Here is a 13531-nt window from a genome sequence, read left to right on the forward strand (position 1 = left end):
CCCCGGTGGGCGCCGGGTCGCGCCAGACGCCCCGGCCTCGATCCGCGCCCGGATCCCGGCAACCCCGGCCCCGATCCACGCCGCGATCCACGCCCCGACCCCCGTGGGCGCCGGGTCCCGGCAGGCACCGCGATCCTGATCCGCACCCCGATCCACGCCCCGGCCCCGGTGGGCGCCGGGTCCCGCCAGACACCCCGATCCCCCTCCACGCCCCGACCCCAAGCCGCGCCCCCCTGAGCCGCCCCGGTCACACCACCGCCACCACCACATACCGTTCGTCGTCCACCGCTCTCCCCCACAGGTCCGGCTCCCCGGACAGGGACTCGGTGCGCAGTTCGGCCGTGGTGGGGGCGAGCAGGGCGGTCAGGCGGGTGGCGGGGATGCCGGTCGGGGCGGCCGTGCCCCACACGCCCTCGACCAGGACCAGCCGGCCGCCGGGGCGCAGCAGTCCGCGCCACTGGCGCAGGGCGCGGGCGGGGTCGGGGAGCGCCCAGAGCACATGCCGGACCAGCACCACGTCGTACCGCTCCTCACCGACCGGTGGGGTGGCCGCGTCGCCGACGAGGACCGCGGCGTCCCGCCCGGCGAGTTTGGCTCGGGCGCGCTCGACCATGGCCGGGGAGCGGTCGACCCCGGTGACCCGGTGGCCCTGCTCGGCGGCGAGCAGGGCCAGACTGCCCGTGCCGCAGCCGAGGTCGAGGAGATCGCTGGGGCGCGCGGGCAGCCAGCCGCGCAGCCGGGCGGCCCAGGCGGCCCGCACCACCGGGTCGCGCAGCCCGTGGTCCGGCTCGTCGTCGAACCCGGCCGCCGCCGCGTCCCAGTCCACCTCGCCCACACCGGTGTCACTGTCGTTCGTCATGCACCCAGAGTGACACCCGGCACTGACAATCCCGTCCATTCCCCGCGCCGCCGTACACCGACCGGACGTTCAATCGTGATGTCCGCCACTGACAGACCGGCGTCCATGAGGAACTCTCCCCCCAAGGGCCTGCCTCCGTGCCGCCACGGAACCCGGTAGGCACTGAAGGAGGCAGCCATGCGCCGTACGACCGTGCAGAAGCCCCTGAAGAAGACGGACGCCCGACGGGTCCGGGAGAAGCGCGAGGACCGCCCCGCGGACCGTTCCGAGGTGCGCGAGGACATCGCCCGCACCTGGTGGCCCGAGGACTGAGCGGGAGCCGTCCCGGCCGCGCGCCGGGCACCTGGACCGGACCTACCTCAGCCCAGCCTGAGCACTCCCTTAATTCGAACATAAAGATCGCCCCGACGCGCTCTCCACAGCCGTCGGGGCGGTTTCTTGGGGCTAGCTTCTGATCGCCCCCACGGGATCACCGGTCACCCGGAGATCCCGCGAACGACCGCTGCGAGGAGTGCCCCCATGCCCGTCCGCCTGCCCGTCCGCCCGTCCCTCAGCCGTCCCACCGGCCGTACGGCCGCCGCCGTCGCCGCGACCGCCGTCGTCCCGCTCGCCCTGACCGCGCTGACCGTGCTGACCGGAGCGCCCGCCGCCGCGCACGGGGCGCTGGGCGACCCGGTCAGCCGGGTCTCGCAGTGTCTCGCGGAGGGACCGGAGAACCCCCGGTCCGCGGCGTGCAAGGCGGCGGTCGCGGCCGGCGGCACCCAGGCGCTCTACGACTGGAACGGCATCCGCATCGGCAACGCCGACGGCCGCCACCAGCAGCTGATCCCGGACGGCAAGCTGTGCAGCGCCAACGACCCCACCTTCAAGGGGATGGACCTGCCGCGCGCCGACTGGCCCGCGACCAGCGTCCAGGCCGGTGCGTACACCTTCAAGTTCCGGGTGACGGCGCCGCACCAGGGGGCCATGAAGGTGTATCTGACCAAGCCCGGCTTCGACCCGTCCAAGGCGCTCGCCTGGGGCGACCTGGACCTGGCCAACCCGGTCGCCTCGACCCCCACCACCCGTAGCTCGGACGGCGGCTTCTACACCTTCCGGGGCACCCTGCCCGAGCGGTCCGGCAAGCATGTGCTGTACGCGGTGTGGCAGCGCTCGGACAGCACGGAGGCGTTCTACTCCTGCGCGGACATCACCTTCGGCGGGGCGAGCGGCGGCTCGACGGGGACGGAGGGCGGCTCCGGCGGCGGTGCCACCCCGGCGCCCACCGCCTCCGCGCCCTCGGAGAAGCAGATCGACGCCGGTACGGAGAAGTCGACGGTGGAGAACGGCGGCCACGGCGACCACGACGCGCACACCACGACCGACCCGACCCCCGCCGCCGGTGCCGAGGGCGCGGGCAACGAGCCGAAGGCCGCGGGCGCTCCCGCACGGCCCGTGGCGGACGGTGCCGCGGACGGTTCCGGTGACGGCACCGCCCTCGCCGAGACCGGCGGGGACAGCACCACCCCGGTGATCGCGGTCGGCGGCGCGGCGGCCCTCGCGCTGGGCTCGGCCGCGCTGTTCGCGTCGGTCCGGCGCCGGGCGCGCAGCGGCGGCTGACCCGGACACTCCCGGGTCCGGGGCTCGACCGGCGGCTCAGGCCGGTCGGACCCCGGACCCGGGTCCGGGCGGGTCCGGCTCAGCTGAACACGGACGCGCAGGTGGTGGGTTTGGCGCGGGCGGGGTCGAGCGCGTTGGCCACCTCGTGGAAGGCGATCCGGTCGAACAGCCCGATCGCCAGATGCTCGGAGAGATCGACCGGGCACAGATCCTGGAGCAGCACGTTCCGCACGTTCGGACCGTCCAGGAAGGCACTGCGGTACGGCGTGACCACCTGGTCGTACTTGGTGGTGATGACCGTGTAGTTCACCCCGGGCACGGTGTCGCCGCCCGCGTTGAGCTTGGTGAGGAACGCCGATCCGGCGATCTGGTCGGCGAGCGCCGGGGTGGCGGTCTTGAGCAGGTCCTCGGCGCCGGGGAAGTACGGCAGCAGCCCGGTGAGGCCGTTCAGGGTGGTGCCGTGGTTGTCGGGGGAGAGACCGACGAGGGTGTTCACCTCGGCCGCCCCGCCCAGGAACTTGAGGTAGTAGCGGGGCATCATGCCGCCCTGCGAGTGGCCTACGACATCGACCTCCTTGGCGCCGGTCGCGGCGAGCACCGTGTCGACGAACGCCCCGAGCTGCTCCGCCGACTTGTCGATCGGGCCGAGGCCGTTGAAGAACGGGACTCCGGGAAGCTGGCCGTAGTCGAGGGAGAAGACGCAGTAGTCACGCTGGGTCAGATAGGGCGCGAGGCCCAGCCAGTTGTCGACCGAGTTGCCGAATGTGCCGTGCACGAGGACGACGGGGCGCGGATGCGTGGCGGACGGCTTGCAGGAGTAGTCGTTCCAGCCCGCGCTGGGCGCTGCGGCCTGTGCGGTGGCGGTGGGGACGGTGGCCAGCGCGCCGGTCAGCAGCACTGCCGCCAGCGGTCGGAGCACTCTTCTCCAGGGCAGCATCGGGTGATCTCCTTGCGGCTCAAGGGAATTACGACGGCCTTACGCCCTGTGATCCGGATCACGAGGATGCTGTTCACTCGTCAAGTTACGGACCAGTAGTTCAAGGGGGAAGTTACGGGCGAGTAAAACCTTGCGCACCCTCCGCACCTGCACATGTCACCGTGATAATGAGGTGCGTCGCCCGACCCGACTTAGCTCCCGGATGACAAAGCCCGCCCGCCCATCAGGTGCGCACCGCACGCACCACGCCGGACGCAGGGGCTCTCTCGACGCGGTCTCCGGCAGTCCGCGCCGCACTTCCCGGACCTCGCCCGCCCCCACGGCCGTACCCCACCCGCGCACCGCGTCCCCCGCCGTCTCCCGCGCGGCGCGCAGCCACGCCCGCCCACGCGAAGCCGGCACCAGGAGCCCGGCCCGTCCGTCACCGGGGCCCGCCCACGCGAAGTCGACACCACCAGCCACGCCCGCCCACGCGAAGCCGGCACCAGGAACCCGGCCCGTCCGTCACCGGGGCCCGCTCGGCGTCACGCCGCCAGACTCCCCGGCATCACCGCCTTCGCCCCGAACCTCGCCCGCGCGCGGTCCGCGACCTCCTCGATCCGGCGCACCTTCTCCTCCACCGGGTCGAAGGTGAGCTGATGGGCGGCCCGTTCGGCGGACGTCAGCCCCTCCGCCCGCAGCAGCACCGCCCGTACCCGCGCCCGTTGCAGCCCCAGCGCCTCGTACATCCGGTACGCCTCCCGGGTCAGCGCAGCGGAGTGCGCGGTCGGCTCCCGCAGGGTGCGGGTGCGGGTGGTCGCGGACCGGTCCGCGTACCGCACGGTGAGGGTGAGCCCCCCGCAGATCCTCTCCAGCGACCGCAGCCGGCCGCCCAGTTCCCCGGCCGCCGAGAGCAGCGCCCGCCGGTGCCGGTCGGGGTCCAGCTCGTCCAGGGCGAAGAGGCGTTCGGCGACCAGCGAGCGGGAGACGGCGTTCGGCACCACCCGGCCGCGGTCGACCCCGTTCGCCCGCTCGTGCAGTTCGCGCCCGGCCTTCGCGCCGATCAGCCGCTGGAGCGTGGACAGCGGCGCGGCGGCCACCGCGCCGAGGCTGTCGAGGCCGTACGCGCAGAGCGTGCGGGCGGTCGCGGTGCCGACGCCGGGCAGTACACCGACCGGCTGCCCGGCGAGGAACTCCGCGATCCCGTCCGGGTCGGCGGGCACCGCGCGGGTCGCCCCGGGCACCGCCGTGCGCAGCGCGAGCCGGGCGAGCAGCGGGCCGGGTCCGGCGCCGATCGCGCAGTCCACGCCGTACCGGGCCAGGGCGCGCACCCGGATCACCGACGCCAGCTGGACCGCGTCCCGGCCGAAGTACCGTTCGGCGCCGCGCAGATCGGCCAGCGCCCCGTCGGGCGGCAGCGCCTCGACGACCGGGGTGAACTCCTCCAGCAGGGCGAGCAGCCCCGGCAGGACCCCTTCGGGCGACGGCGCGGCGGTGTCCCGCGGCGGCTGCTGGAAACGTACGCAGAGAATGGTCATCCCGCACTCCCCGGGCTCTGGTGCCACAACTTCCGTACCTGTGAGGGCTCTTGCCCCGCGGGACGCAGATCGGCCCACGGATGCAGCTCGTATCCGGTCGGCAGCCGGATCCGACGGCCGTGCGTCGGGTCCTCCGGCGCCCCCCGTCCCTCCGGCGCCCCCTGCCCCTCCGGCACCTCCCGCCCCTCCGACGCCCCCTGTCCCTCCGGCGCCTCCCGTCCTTCCGGCGCCCCCTGTCCCTCCTGCCCCTCCGGCACCTCCCGTCCCTCCGGCGTCGCGAGCCGGGTCGCCACCTGGTCGAGGCCGCCCTCGGCGCGCAGCTCGATCAGCTCGGCGAGATTCCACGCGGCGGAGCCGACCACGCTGAGGCTGCGCGGCCCGCGCCGCTGCACCACCCCGCGCACCAGCAGCAGCCAGGAGTGGAAGACGGTGTGCGCGCAGGCGTCGTGCGAGTCGTCGAAGAAGGCGAGGTCGACCAGGCCGGTGCCGTCGTCCAGGGTGGAGAAGATGACCCGCTTGCCGGACCGGATCGGTGGTGTCTGGGTGGCCGCCTTGGCGCCCGCGACCAGCACGCTCTCGCCGTGCCGGGCATCGCGCAGCCGCTTGGCCGACACCACCCCCAGCTCGCGCAGGAACTCCCGGTGGTCGTCCATCAGATGGCGGGAGGCGTCCATGGACAGCACGCCCAGCTCGGCGCTGAGCCGTTCCGCCGGGGTGAGGTCGGGCAGCCCGGCGGAGGCGGTCCGGCGCCCGCCGGACAGGGGCAGCTGGCCGCCGCCCGCGCCGCGCGCGCCCCGGTGCAGCTCGGTCAGATGCAGTTGCAGATCCCGCCGGTTGGCGCCGAACGCGTCCAGCGCGCCGACCTGGGCGAGCCGCTGGGCCAGCGGCCGGCTGGGCCGGGCCCGCTCCCAGAAGTCCAGCAGGGAGGCGTACGGCTGGCCGTCCGCGATCCGCGCCGCCTCGGCCTCGGTGATGCCATGCACATCGGAGAGCGCCAGCCGCAGCCCCCACGCCGTGCCCGCACCCTCAGCCTCGGACACCAGTTCGACCCGATGGGCGACCCCCGACCGGTTCACATCCAGCGCCAGCACCGGCACCCCGCGCCGCCGCGCGTCCGCCAGCAGCAGCCGCTTGGGATACATCCCGGGGTCGTGGGTGAGCAGCCCGGCATAGAAGGCCGCCGGGTGATGGGCCTTCAGCCACGCCGACTGGTACGTCGGTACGGCGAACGCGACCGCGTGCGCCTTGCAGAAGCCGTACGACCCGAACGCCTCGACGATCCCCCAGGTGCGCTGAATCGTTTCTGCGTCGTATCCGCGGGCCGCCGCGTGCTGGGCGAACCACACCCGGATACGGCCCTGCGACCCCGGGTCGGACAGTCCGCGCCGCACCCGGTCCGCCTCGTCGCGGCCACAGCCGGTCATGAGGTGCACGATATGGATGATCTGCTCATGGAAGACGACGACCCCGTATGTCTCCCTCAGCGGTTCCTCCAGGTCCGGGTGCGGATAGCGGACCGGCGCCCGGCCGTGCCGGGCCTCGATGAACGGCCGCACCATGTCCGCCGCGACCGGCCCCGGCCGGAACAGCGAGATGTCCACCACCAGATCGTCGAAGGTGGCCGGCTGGAGCCGCCCCACCAGATCCCGCTGGCCCGGCGACTCGATCTGGAAACACCCCAGCGTCTCGGCCGACCGGATCAGCGCGTACGTCGCCGGATCGCCGTCCGCGACCGCGTCCAGGTCGATCCGCTCCCCCGTCGCACGGGCCACCTCGGCGACCGCGTGGGCCATCGCCGACTGCATCCGCACCCCCAGCACATCGAGCTTGAGCAGCCCGAGGTCGTCCACGTCGTCCTTGTCGAACTGGGCCATCGGGAAGCCCTCGCCGCTGGTCGGCACCACCGGGGTGCGGGACAGCAGCCCGGCGTCGGACAGCAGCACGCCGCAGGGGTGCATGGCGACCCCGCGCGGCAGCGCGTCCAGCGCCTCCACCAGGTCCCAGAACCGGCCGTACTTCCTCTCCTCGTCCCGTACCTCCCGGGCCAGCGCGCGCAGTTCGGGCAGCTCCGCCAGGGCGGCGCGGGCGTCCCGGGCGCGGATGTGCGGGAAGGACGTGGCGATGCGGTCGATGTCGGCGGGGTCCATGGACAGGGCCGCGCCGACGTCCCGGACCGCGTGCCGCACCCGGTAGGTCTCCGGCATGGCGACCGTGGCGACCCGCTCGGCGCCGAACCGGCCGATGATCGCCCGGTACACGTCGAGGCGCCGCGCGGACTCCACGTCGATGTCGATGTCCGGCAGCACCGCGCGGCGCCGGGACAGGAACCGCTCCATCAGCAGCCCGTGCTCGACGGGGTCGGCGTGCGCGATGCCGAGCAGATGGTTGACCAGCGAACCGGCGCCGGAGCCGCGCGCGGCGACCCGTACGCCCATCGCCTTCACATCGTCCACGACCTGGGCGACCGTCAGGAAGTAGGAGGCGAAGCCGTGGTGGGCGATGACGTCCAGCTCGTCGTGCATCCGCTCCCAGTAGGCGCGGCGGCCGGTGTAGCCGTGGCGGACCATCCCGGCCGCCGCCCGGGAGGCGAGCACCCGCTGGGCGCCGCGCCGCCCGGCGCCGACCAGCTCCGGCTCGGGGAAGTGCACGCTGTTCAGCCCGAGGTCGTCCTCGGGGTCGACCAGACAGGCGGCGGCGGTGGCCTGGGTCTGCTCCAGCAGCCGGTACGCGGTGTCGCGCCGGAACCCGGCCGCCTCCACGATCCGCTCGGCCGAGCGCAGCATGGCGGCGGCGTCCTTGAGCCATGCCTCACCGGAGTCCAGCTCCTTGGTGGGGTCCACGGGGACGAGCCGGCGGGCCGCGTCCAGGACGTCGGCGACCGGGCCCATGCCCCGGTCTGCGTACCGCACGGCGTTGCTGAGCACCGGCCGGACGCGCTGTTCGGCGGCGAACCCGACGGTCCGGGCGGCCAGCCGCAGGGAGCCGGTGCCGGTGCCCTCGCGGCCGTGCCAGACGGCCTCCAGCCGCAGGGCGTCGCCGTAGACCTCGCGCCAGGGGACGAGCAGCCGGGCCGCGCGGTCCGGGCGTCCGGCGGCGAGGGCGCGGCCCACGTCGGAGCCGGGGCCGAGCAGCACGGTGAGACCGTCGGCGTGGTTCGCGGACCAGGTCAGCAGCGGGGTGTCGGGGTGCTGGTGGGCGGTGGTGATCAGCCGGCACAGATCCGCCCAGCCGGCCGCGCCGTCCCGGGCGAGGAAGGTGACGCGCGGGGTCGACTCGTCGAGGAAGGCGCCGCCACGCACCGGGGTACGGCGGGTGGCGCCGCGCGGGGCAGCGCGGACCGGGTCGGGTCCCTCCACCGCCAGGTCGGCGCCGAACAGGGGGCGGACACCGGCCTTCGCGCACGCCTTGGCGAACCGCACGGTCCCGGCGACCGTGTCCCGGTCGGTGAGCGCGAGGGCGTCCATGCCCCGTTCGGCGGCGCGCTCGGCCAGCCGCTCCGGGTGCGAGGCGCCATGGCGCGCGGAGAACCCGGAGACGGTGCGCAGATGCGTGAAGCCCGGCATCCGCACCTCCCGCACTGGTGAGCCGGGTCCGCTCCGGACCGACTCTCTCGAACATCAGTTCTCTTTTCTTCCACCGCCCACCATACCCCCATCCCGACCCATCTTCGAACGTCAGTACGACATCCGTTCGGCCGCCTCCCACCTGCGCAAATGCCCCGGGACCCGGACCGTGAGGACATGACACAGGGAATGCCGCCGACCGTGGGACCCGCGACCCGGCACGGCCTTCTCGCCGAGGTACGGGACGCCGTCACCCCCCGGGCCACCCTGCTGGTGATCGGTGTGGTCGCGCTCCAGCTGCTGTTCATCGCGTCCTATGTGGGCGCGCTGCACGACCCCCGGCCCCGGGACGTGCCCTTCGGGGTGGTCGCCCCCGCCGCCGCGGCCGGACGGACGGTGACCGCGCTCGCCGAGCTGCCCGGCTCCCCGCTGGACCCGCGTCCGCTGGCCGACGAGGCGAGCGCCCGCGACCAGATCCTCGACCGGCGGATCGACGGGGCGCTGATCGTGGACCCGGCCCGGCCCACCGACACCCTGCTGGTCGCCTCCGGCGGCGGCACGGTCCTCGCCACCACCCTGGAGCGGCTGGTCGGCGCGGTGGACGGGACCCGGGGGCGGACGGTCCGGACCGTCGACGTGGCCCCGGCCTCCCCCGAGGACTTCAACGGGCTGTCGTCCTTCTATCTGGTGGTCGGCTGGTGCGTCGGCGGCTATCTGTGCGCCTCGATCCTGGCGATCAGCACCGGCGCGCGGCCCGCGAACCCCCGCCGCGCGGTGATCCGGCTGGCCGCGATGGCGGCGGTGGCGGTCGTCGGAGGGCTCGGCGGGGCGCTGATCGTCGGGCCGGTGCTGGGCGCGCTGCCGGGTCCGGTGGGGGCGCTGTGGGGGCTCGGCGCGCTGATCACCTTCGCGGTCGGCGCCGCCACGCTCGCCCTCCAGGGGATCTTCGGGATCGTCGGCATCGGTCTGGCGATCCTGGTGGTGGTGATCGCGGGCAACCCCAGCGCGGGCGGTGCCTTCCCGTACCCGATGCTGCCGCCGTTCTGGGGGACCATCGGCGCCGCGCTGCCGCCGGGCGCGGGCACCTGGGCGGCCCGCTCGATCGCCTACTTCCACGGCAACGCGCTCACCGGCGCGCTGCTGGTGCTCTCCGCCTGGGCCCTGGGCGGCATCCTGCTCACCCTGCTGTCGTCCGGACTGCGCCGCCGCCGGGAACTGGTGGACGCGGCGACCGTGCAGCGGCGGTGACGGGGGGTGGCTGCGGGGTACGGGGTCGGCTCGGGGGTACGGGATCGGCTCCGGGATACGGAGAGGTCCCGCCCCCGGAGGAGAGGCGGGACCCGTGCCACGGCCGACCGGTCAGGTCAGCCGATCTGTGTCCCCGTGGCGGACAGCGCCTCCGTCACGGGCTGGAAGAACGTCGTCCCACCGGAGGTGCAGTTCCCGCTGCCGCCCGAGGTGAGTCCGACGGCACCGCTGCCCGAGAACAGCGGGCCACCGCTGTCGCCGGGCTCGGCGCAGACATCGGTCTGGATCAGACCGCCGACGACGTCGCCGTTGCCGTAGTTGACGGTGGCGTCCAGGCCGGTGACGGTGCCGGAGTGGACCCGTGTGGTCGAGCCGCTGCGGGTCACCGCCATCCCGACGGTGGCCTCGGCGGCGCCGCTGATCCGCTGGGCGGAGCCGTCGTAGAGGTTCACCTGGCTCGGATGGGCGACCTGGGCGGTGTACCGGACCAGGCCGTAGTCGTCGCCCGGGAAGCTGGACGCCGCGTTCTTGCCGATCACCGTGCCGGACGCGTCCGACCAGGTGGAGATGGACTCGGTGCAGTGGCCCGCGGTCAGGAAGAACGGCTCGCCGCCCTTGACCACGTTGAAGCCGAGCGAACAGCGCCCACCGCCGCCGGTGATGGCGTCACCGCCCGCGATGAGCGGGGTGAACTCCCCCGCCGTCCGCTTCAGCTCGGCCCGGGAACCGAGCGCGCCGACCACCTCGGTGAGCGTGGCCCACCCGGCGGCGGTCACGGTCCGGTCGGCGGTGACCACCACGGTGTTGGTGCGCGGGTCCGTCACCCAGGACGTGCCCGGCAGGGCGGCGTCCGCGGTGAGCGTGGTCCGCGCGGCCGTCAGCTCGGCGAGCGTGTGCTCGACGATTCTCGCCCGCGCCCCCGCCTTCTCGGCGACCCGGGCGGCGGCCTCGTCGACCACATTGACGACGAGGCTCTCCGTCCTCGCGTCGTAGTACGTTCCGGCCGCGTCCGTGCCGAGGCCCTGACCGAGGACCGAGGCGAGTCTTCCGGCCGCCGGTGCCGAGAGGATCTTCGGCTGTGCGATGTCCGGGGCCTCGCTGGCGTTCGCGGTCTGGAAAGTGACACCCGCCGCGACCAGTGCGGCGACACCCGCGCCGGCCGCGGCGACCCGCCGCCGGTGTATACGTCGGTGCTTCAACTCAGGTCCTCCTGTGGGGGGACGGCCGACCAGGTTGTGGGGACCCGGACCGGCCGCTCTGTGCTGGGACTGGCGGCCCACTATCCCGACCGGTGCAGGGAGCACACAAGGTCGACCTCAGGACGCGCGTACGACAACGGCCGTGCGCCCCCTACGCCTTGACCGGCCCGCCGTCCACAGGTCCGTCCACGGTCGCCCCCGGAATCGTTCACAGCGCAAACACCATGTGCGAGCGGGTGGTAGGCGGGGGCGCGGGTGGCACAAGAACAGGCACAGGCACAGGCACAGGCACCGCCACCGGCACACCGAGGGCGCCCCCGGGCACCACACAAGGGCGAGCCCCCGCACACCACCAGATGCGCGGGGACTCGCCTGATCCGGTCAGCCGCCGGGGTTCAGCACGGTGCTCAGAACACGTTCACGCCGTACGCGGACAGCGCCTCGGTCACCGGCTGGAAGAACGTCGTCCCGCCGGAGGTGCAGTTGCCGCTGCCGCCCGAGGTCAGCCCGTAGGCGACCCCGTTGCTGCCGTACAGCGGGCCGCCGGAGTCGCCCGGCTCGGCGCACACCGTGGTCTGGATCATCCCGTACACCACATCGCCGTTGCCGTAGTTCACCGTCGCGTTGAGCGCGGTGACCCGGCCGGTGCGGGTGCCGGTGGTCGACCCGGTGCGGATGACGTTGGTGTTGACGGCGGGCGTGGCCGCGCTGGTGATGTCCACGGTCCCGGCGGTGCCGGACTTCGTGATCGTGGTGTTGCTGTAGCGGACCAGGCCGTAGTCGTTGACCGGGAAGCTGGAACCCGCGGTCGGGCCGAGCACGGTGGTGCGGGCGGAGTTGGCGTACCAGGTGCCCGCGCCGTCGGTGCAGTGACCGGCGGTCACGAAGTACGAGGTGCCCGCGCTGTCACGGACGTTGAAGCCGAGGGAGCAGCGCCAACTGGTCGCGTAGGTGGCGTCGCCGCCACCGATCAGCTTGTTGAACTTGCCCGGGGTGCGCTTGACGGTCAGCGCGTCGGCGTTGGCTCCGGCCTGCCGTTTGATGGTGGCCAGCTCCGCGTCGGACACGGTCGAGTCGACCGTGAGGAGCACGCGGTTGGTCTTGCTGTCGACGGCCCAGGCGGTGCCGGGGATGTCGGCCTTGAGCACCGAGTCGCTGGCGCTCTTGAGCTGGTTGGCGCTGAAGGTGGTGACGTCCGACGCGCTCGCGTTGGGGATCGCGATCGCGGCCGCGGCCACGAGTCCGGTGGAGACGGCGATCAGCCGGGTCGGTCTCGTGATACCGCTTTGGGGGGTAGTGCGCTTGATCCTCACTTTTCGTTCCTCCACAGGGGAAGTCGGGGGCCCTCTCGTGGGGTCGGGGCCCGTGAGGCGCAGCCGGGGTCGGCCGTTGTCCGGATTCCGGTTTCTGCCGTGACCCTGACAAGCGCTGAGGGGGAGTATTCGGGGGCACGGCCGATCGGCGCAAGGGTGCCTTTCGGCCGCGCGCCCCCGAATCCCCCTGGCGCCGAAGGCCGTTACCTGTGCTTCCCCCGGATGTCGGGACGGACCCCCGGCGTCAATGCGCCACGTCCGCCCCGTCCCCCGCCCCGCCCCCCGCCCCGTCCCCCGCGCCGCCCGGCGCCACGTCCCGCTCCCCCGCCGCGACCGCCGCCTCCAGCCGGTTGCCCGGCGGCGGGAAGGGGCAGATGAAGTGATCGGCGAAGGCGCACGGCGGCAGCAGCGTCCGGTTGAAGTCCACCGTGGTCCGCCCCTCGGCGTCCGGCGCCGCGGGCCGCAGGAAGCGGAACCGATAACTACCGTTTCCGCTGGTCGCGTCGGCGAACACCGCCCACAGCGAGCCGTCGCCCTCCACCGACACCTGGAGGGTCAGCTCCCGCCCGTCCAGGGTGAACGCCAGCTCCCCGCCGAGCCCGAGCCCGCGCTCCCGGCCGTCCGCGTTGCCGACCCGCACGGTGCGCCGCTCGTCGTACGGGGTGAACCGGCCCGGCACCGACCAGCGCTCCTGGTAGGGGGTGGCGTCGATGCCCGTGAACGCCCGGCGCGCGGGCGCGTCGGGGTCGAAGTCCCGCACGCCCCAGCTGCCCTCGCGCTCCAGCACCACCAGTCGGCGCGCCCCGTGCGCCACCCGGGCGGCACGCGCCGGTCCCGCGTCGGCGGCCAGCCGCACCCGCCCGGCGAAGGGCTCGCCGTCCAGGGTCAGCCCGTCGTCCGCGGCGGCGGTGAGCAGTACGGCGTCCCCGTCGACCGTCCACTCCCCCGGAGTGGCCGGAATTCGACCCTCCGGATAGTCCTCCAGCCAGTGGGTGCCGGTCAGCGCGAGCGGCCCATAGGGCGCCGAGACCGACTCCAGCCGCGCCTCGTGCCACCGCTTCCACGCATCGGTTGCGTCCGTCATCTACCTAACCCTTCCTTACCGGGGCGGTCCGCCCCAGAGGGGAGCGCCATGCCGCACCCCCGTATTCCGTACGAAACACGCCGCGTCCGCGCAGCAGCGGCAGGACGCGGTCCACGAACCCGTCCAGCCCGTCGGGGACCGCGCGCGGGGCGAGCAGCAGTCCGTCGGCGCCCGCCCGCCGGACCGGGGCGTCGGTGATCCGGTCGGCGACC

General features: G+C 74.0%; 10 protein-coding genes. 3 read left to right on the forward strand and 7 right to left on the reverse strand.

Going from position 1 to position 13531, the window contains the following annotated elements:
• Positions 1–247: 247 nt before the first annotated feature.
• Positions 248–859 carry a class I SAM-dependent methyltransferase gene (locus AB0D49_RS11145; protein ID WP_362754387.1) on the reverse strand — a complete coding sequence of 204 codons (612 nt, stop codon included), beginning with the start codon at positions 857–859 and terminating at the stop codon, positions 248–250.
• Between the two features lie 177 nt (positions 860–1036).
• Between AB0D49_RS11145 and AB0D49_RS11150 the strand changes: the two genes are divergently transcribed.
• Together AB0D49_RS11150 and AB0D49_RS11155 are read left to right on the forward strand one after the other, a co-directional pair.
• Entirely contained in the window at positions 1037–1171 is a 135-nt protein-coding gene (locus AB0D49_RS11150; RefSeq protein WP_362754389.1) for a hypothetical protein, read from the forward strand.
• A gap of 207 nt (positions 1172–1378) precedes the next feature.
• On the forward strand, positions 1379–2458 hold the full coding sequence (locus tag AB0D49_RS11155) for a lytic polysaccharide monooxygenase (RefSeq protein ID WP_362754392.1): 1080 nt from the start codon (positions 1379–1381) through the stop codon (positions 2456–2458).
• 79 nt (positions 2459–2537) lie between these two features.
• Here the strand turns inward: AB0D49_RS11155 and AB0D49_RS11160 are convergent, their stop codons facing one another.
• The 3 genes from AB0D49_RS11160 to dnaE form a co-directional block, all read right to left on the reverse strand.
• Positions 2538–3395 carry an alpha/beta fold hydrolase gene (locus AB0D49_RS11160; protein ID WP_362754395.1) on the reverse strand — a complete coding sequence of 286 codons (858 nt, stop codon included), beginning with the start codon at positions 3393–3395 and terminating at the stop codon, positions 2538–2540.
• Positions 3396–3919: 524 nt separating this feature from the next.
• Complete coding sequence (locus AB0D49_RS11165; RefSeq protein WP_362754398.1) at positions 3920–4912, reverse strand: hypothetical protein; 993 nt, start codon at positions 4910–4912, stop codon at positions 3920–3922.
• On the reverse strand, positions 4909–8475 hold the full coding sequence (dnaE, locus tag AB0D49_RS11170) for a DNA polymerase III subunit alpha (protein ID WP_362754401.1): 3567 nt from the start codon (positions 8473–8475) through the stop codon (positions 4909–4911). Before dnaE ends, AB0D49_RS11165 begins: the two co-directional genes overlap by 4 nt.
• 177 nt (positions 8476–8652) lie before the next feature.
• Between dnaE and AB0D49_RS11175 the strand changes: the two genes are divergently transcribed.
• Positions 8653–9723, forward strand: coding sequence for a DUF3533 domain-containing protein (locus AB0D49_RS11175; protein ID WP_362754405.1), 1071 nt, complete (start codon positions 8653–8655; stop codon positions 9721–9723).
• Positions 9724–9839: 116 nt separating this feature from the next.
• Here the strand turns inward: AB0D49_RS11175 and AB0D49_RS11180 are convergent, their stop codons facing one another.
• The 3 genes from AB0D49_RS11180 to AB0D49_RS11190 all read right to left on the reverse strand — a co-directional run bounded on the left by AB0D49_RS11180 (position 9840) and on the right by AB0D49_RS11190 (position 13319).
• Entirely contained in the window at positions 9840–10922 is a 1083-nt protein-coding gene (locus AB0D49_RS11180; RefSeq protein ID WP_362754408.1) for a S1 family peptidase, read from the reverse strand.
• A gap of 407 nt (positions 10923–11329) precedes the next feature.
• Positions 11330–12235 (reverse strand): S1 family peptidase, encoded by a 906-nt coding sequence (locus AB0D49_RS11185; RefSeq protein ID WP_362754411.1) that lies wholly within the window; start codon positions 12233–12235, stop codon positions 11330–11332.
• A 244-nt stretch (positions 12236–12479) separates the two neighbouring features.
• Entirely contained in the window at positions 12480–13319 is an 840-nt protein-coding gene (locus AB0D49_RS11190; protein WP_362754414.1) for a DUF1684 domain-containing protein, read from the reverse strand.
• Positions 13320–13531 lie beyond the last annotated feature (212 nt).

The organism is Streptomyces sp. NPDC048290, assembly GCF_040652095.1.
Lineage (GTDB): Bacteria > Actinomycetota > Actinomycetes > Streptomycetales > Streptomycetaceae > Streptomyces.